Origin of the sequence: Mesorhizobium sp. M7A.F.Ca.CA.004.04.2.1 (genome assembly GCF_004022825.1) — a bacterium.
Lineage (GTDB): Bacteria > Pseudomonadota > Alphaproteobacteria > Rhizobiales > Rhizobiaceae > Mesorhizobium.
Map to the genome: position 1 here is coordinate 1 of NZ_RZPH01000523.1, position 4,154 is coordinate 4,154.

5 protein-coding genes are annotated in these 4,154 nt (G+C 65.1%); all 5 read right to left on the reverse strand.

Features of this window, described 5'->3' with window-relative positions:
- The coding region (locus tag EN893_RS21645) for a class II D-tagatose-bisphosphate aldolase, non-catalytic subunit (RefSeq protein WP_164901005.1) at positions 1 to 503 on the reverse strand (503 nt) is incomplete at its 3' end.
- Complete coding sequence (locus EN893_RS21650; protein ID WP_127268748.1) at positions 503 to 1,489, reverse strand: sugar kinase; 987 nt, start codon at positions 1,487 to 1,489, stop codon at positions 503 to 505. The genes EN893_RS21645 and EN893_RS21650, both read right to left, overlap by 1 nt.
- Positions 1,490 to 1,642: 153 nt before the next feature.
- Positions 1,643 to 2,272 (reverse strand): HAD family phosphatase, encoded by a 630-nt coding sequence (locus EN893_RS21655; RefSeq protein WP_127268747.1) that lies wholly within the window; start codon positions 2,270 to 2,272, stop codon positions 1,643 to 1,645.
- Entirely contained in the window at positions 2,272 to 3,792 is a 1,521-nt protein-coding gene (locus tag EN893_RS21660) for an FGGY-family carbohydrate kinase (RefSeq protein WP_127268746.1), read from the reverse strand. The genes EN893_RS21655 and EN893_RS21660 overlap by 1 nt, the downstream gene beginning before the upstream one ends.
- A 162-nt stretch (positions 3,793 to 3,954) precedes the next feature.
- Positions 3,955 to 4,154: BtpA/SgcQ family protein (locus EN893_RS21665; RefSeq protein WP_281062495.1), on the reverse strand; the 200-nt coding region annotated here is incomplete at its 5' end.

The window sequence follows — 4,154 nt, forward strand, 5'->3', positions numbered from 1 at the left end:
GGGCTTCCCCCGCCGCTCTGCGCTGCCGCCTGCTCCGCGACGCCTGCCAGCCTGGCCGCGCGCCCGGCCACCGTGTGGTCGTCTAGCGCCGCCGGTTCACCCGCGCAGCCCATCGAGGCATCGAGGTGGATCTTGCGGAAGCCGGCGCGGACATAGGCATCGATCATCGTCCCGGCCTGCGCCATCGCCTCCTCGGCGGGCCGGTCTCTCCAGGGATTGGGGCCGAGATGATCCCCGCCAAGCACGATCAGCTTTTGCGGGCACTGCTCGGCTGCCGCGAGCGCTTCCACCATCGCCGCGAAATCGGCCGGCGTCATGCCCGTATAACCACCCAGATGATTGACCTGATTACACGTCGCCTCGATCAGGACGGTGGTGCCGGTTTCCCGCCCGTGGCGCAGTGCGGCTTTCAGCACCAGCGGGTGCGCCGAGCACACCGAGGTCACCCCGATTTTCTTCCCGTCCCTGTGCAGGTCCGGCAAATCGTCGATCGCCACACGCATCAATTTCTTCTCGCCGTTCTTGCCATGAAATCCTCCAGCTCGGCCGGCGTGCCGGCTCCCTCCATGGGACCGAGGCGTGTGACGTTGCGCGCCCCTGCCGCGTTGGCGAATTCGAGCGCCGTCTGCAGCGCCATCCCCAGCCGCCGGCATGCGACATAGGCTCCCCCGAAACAGTCGCCGGCGCCGGTGGGGTCCGTTTCCTCGACGATGAGGCCGGGGCAATCGGCGCGGGCTCCGGTGCTTTGACGGGCTGACGCGCCATGTTCGCCGCGCTTCACGGCGATCTCCTTGACCCCTCGTCTGAACAGCGCCTCGATCGCGCGTTCCTCCCCGTCCGTGCCGGCGGCCAGGAACAATTCATTGCCCGACGGCAGCAGCAGGTCCGCTTCGTCCACCAGACCGGCGAATTTCTCCTCGGTCTGGCCGTGCGCCAGCAATTCTTTGCGCAGGTTCGGATCGAGCGACATCGTGCCGCCGCGTGCCTTGATCAGCGGGATCGCGCGTTCGGTGATCGCCCAGGCTGCGGGACTTGCGAACACCGTTCCCATGACATGGATATGCCCGCAACGCGCGATCAGCGCCTCGACCTGCGGGCTCCATTCCAGTCGGGCGGCGGCGGATTTGGCGATGTTGTAGACGAAATCGCGGCTTCCGTCCGTGCGGTAGCGAACAAAGGCGCTGCCCGTCGGATAATCCGGGGAAACAGCGATGGCTGAAGTGTCTACGCCGTCCCGCTTCAGGCGCTCCATGTTGACGACGCCGAAATCGTCGTCGCCGACCACGCCCACCATTGCGGCCGCTCCGCCCATACGTGCGCATTGATCGATGAAGATGGCGGGCGCGCCGCTCGGAAAGGGACCAATGAGGTCGATAGGTTGCCGGAAGCCGGTGCCCGTCTGCCTCGCGACGATCTCTACCAGGATTTCTCCGATCGTCACGGTTGGCCCGAGCGAGTCCGCTGCAAGTGTTCGGGGGAGGTCGTTCATCAAGCGTCCAATCCTGGGTGTGGTGTCGTTCGCGGTTTCACGACGCCGAGGCGCAAGAGGATTCCTACCGGATCGATGTGAATCGATCAGCTGCCATCACGCTACAAACCTGCATGCATGGTCAAGCGCACACTTGGAACGACGCGCAAACCCTCAGCCGGGAAACAGGTCCAGGATCGACGACAGGCGGTTGGTGCTGAGATCGACGTCGCCGAGCAGGCCGCCGCTGGGGAGATAGCCGACCACGAACAGACCGGCGGCTCGTGCTGCCTTTGTGCCGGTGCGGCTGTCTTCCACGGCCACCACCGACCCTGGAGCTACGGCGAGCTGCCGGCAGGCCTCGCGATAGGGCGTGGGGTCGGGCTTGCCGGCCGACACGTCGTCGAGGCTGATTGTGAGACTCATATGGTCGAGCACGCCGAGCCCATCGAGATTGGCATTGACGACTTGCCGGCCGGAATTCGAGACGCAGACCTGCGGGACGCCGCGGTCAGCCAGGGTCCGAATCGTCTCGACCGCCTCGGGGATCGGGACGGCGTTCGCCCGGTTCGCGACGTAGTGGGCATTGATAGCGGCGAGCCACTCCGCCTGGTCGAGCCCGACCGGGAGACGCGGACGCAGCATTGTCCAGACGTCGCCCATATGGATGCCGCGAAAGGCTTGGTCGGGCAGGTCGTCAAGATCGACGTTCCAGTTGCGGCAGCCGGCGAGGAGGGATTGATGATGCAACGGCTCGCTGTCGATCAGCGTTCCGTCGATGTCCCAGGCGACGGCGCGATACATCACGATGACGATCCCGCTCTGGTCGCGCCAGGAGCCGACAGGCGCGCATAAAGATCGCGATAGCGGCGATAGCCGTCGCGGTAGATGTCAGCCTTGCGCGGGTCGGGATCGAGCCGGTCGGCGAAGCTGACGAAACCGGAAACGCCCGACCAGTCGTCGGTCAGGCCGACGCCGATCGCCGCCGTCCAGGCAGCGCCGATACAAGAGCCGGGGTGCCCGGTCAGGCGTTGGACCGGCTTTTGCAGGACATCCGCGACAATCTGCATCCAGACCTTGCTGCTTGAGCCGCCGTCGGAGGCGAGATAGCGCTCGGTCCGGTGGCCCATGTCGTTGAGCACCTCGATATGATGCGCGATGGCGAAGGCATAGGCCTCGAGCAAAGCGCGCCAGACATGGCCGATATCGTGCGACAGCGTCAGCCCATCGATCACGCCACGAGCCGCTGGATCATGGATCGGCGTCTTCTCGCCGAGGAAGTAAGGCAGGACGGTGAGGCCGTCGGCACCGGCGGGACGCTCTGCCGCCAGCGCATCGAGCCGCTGGTGTACCGAAATACCATCGGCCTGTGCCGTGGCCATCTCGCCGCCGGCGAAATTGCGTACGAACCAGTTGAGGCCCGAGCCGCCGGTCGACATACAGCCATTGGGCATGAACAGGCCCGGCACCAGGTGGTAATCAAGATACATGCGGGGATCTGGCTTGATCTGATCGGTGGCGATCAGGATATCGACCGAGCCGCCGAATTTCAGGAGGACATCGCCTGCTTTGGCAACTCCGGCGCCGAGCGCGGAAGCGATCATGTCGGCCGCACCCCCGACGACAGGTGTTCCCGCCATCAGGCCGGTCTCATCCGCGGTCTTCGCCGAGACGGAACCGAGGATCTCATGCGAGGCGATCTTTCGTGGCACGGCCGAGCGCGGTATGTGGGCGAGCGCCACCAGGTCGTCGTCGATCCGGTGCGTCGAAACATCGACGAAGCCGGCCTCCAGCGCCCAGTTCTGCTCGACCGCACGTTCACCGGTGAGGCGCCAGTTGATATAGTCATAGGAGCCGAAAACGGTGGCGATGCGGCTGAACACCTCCGGCTCGTGACGCTCTATCCAGCGCAGCTTTGCGGTGACCAGCTGTTGGTTGATGCCGTTGCCGGCCTTGGCGATGAAAGCCGCCTCATCGCATTCGGTCCGCAGTTCGGCAACTTCGGCGCCACAGCGGCCGTCGCTCTGCTGGATGCTCGGTCGCAGCACCTCGCCCTGCTCGTCCAGAAGAACGACCGCCGGCAGCATGCCGGTGGTGCCGATCGCCACGATCTCTTCGGCCTTGATGCCGCTGGTCCTCAGCAGCTCCTGCACGATCTCGCGGACATTGGTCCACCATTGCGCGGGATCTTCCTCGGCCCAGCCCGCATGCTCGGAATGCAGCGTGACGGGGCGCGAGGCGAGGCCCAGCACCTGATCGGGAAGCCGGATCAGAATGCCGATCGTCGAGGTGGTGCCGATATCGAGACCGAGAACGAACGCCATGTCGAATCCATTGAAATGCCGGGAAGGGCAGGCGGGCGAACCTGTCTGCCTCGTCGTGTCCCGCTGCTCGATACCAGTCGATCATTCCGGACGCCGGCCCGCAACGATCGATATGATCACCGCGAGCCGGCGCGATGGCCGGCATCGCCGTGGAAGCCGTTCTCAGCGCAAAGTGGCGACAACGTCCATGAAGCGTTTGACCCGATCGCCGTCGACGGCGTTCCAGGTATTGCCATCGATCTTGAAATGGGTCCCGATCACGACCCCGCTCGCCAGCGAAAGGACATCGCGGACATTGTCGATGTTCACGCCGGTGTTGGCGAAGACCGGCACGTCCTTGATCGTCTCGCAGACGCTGCGCA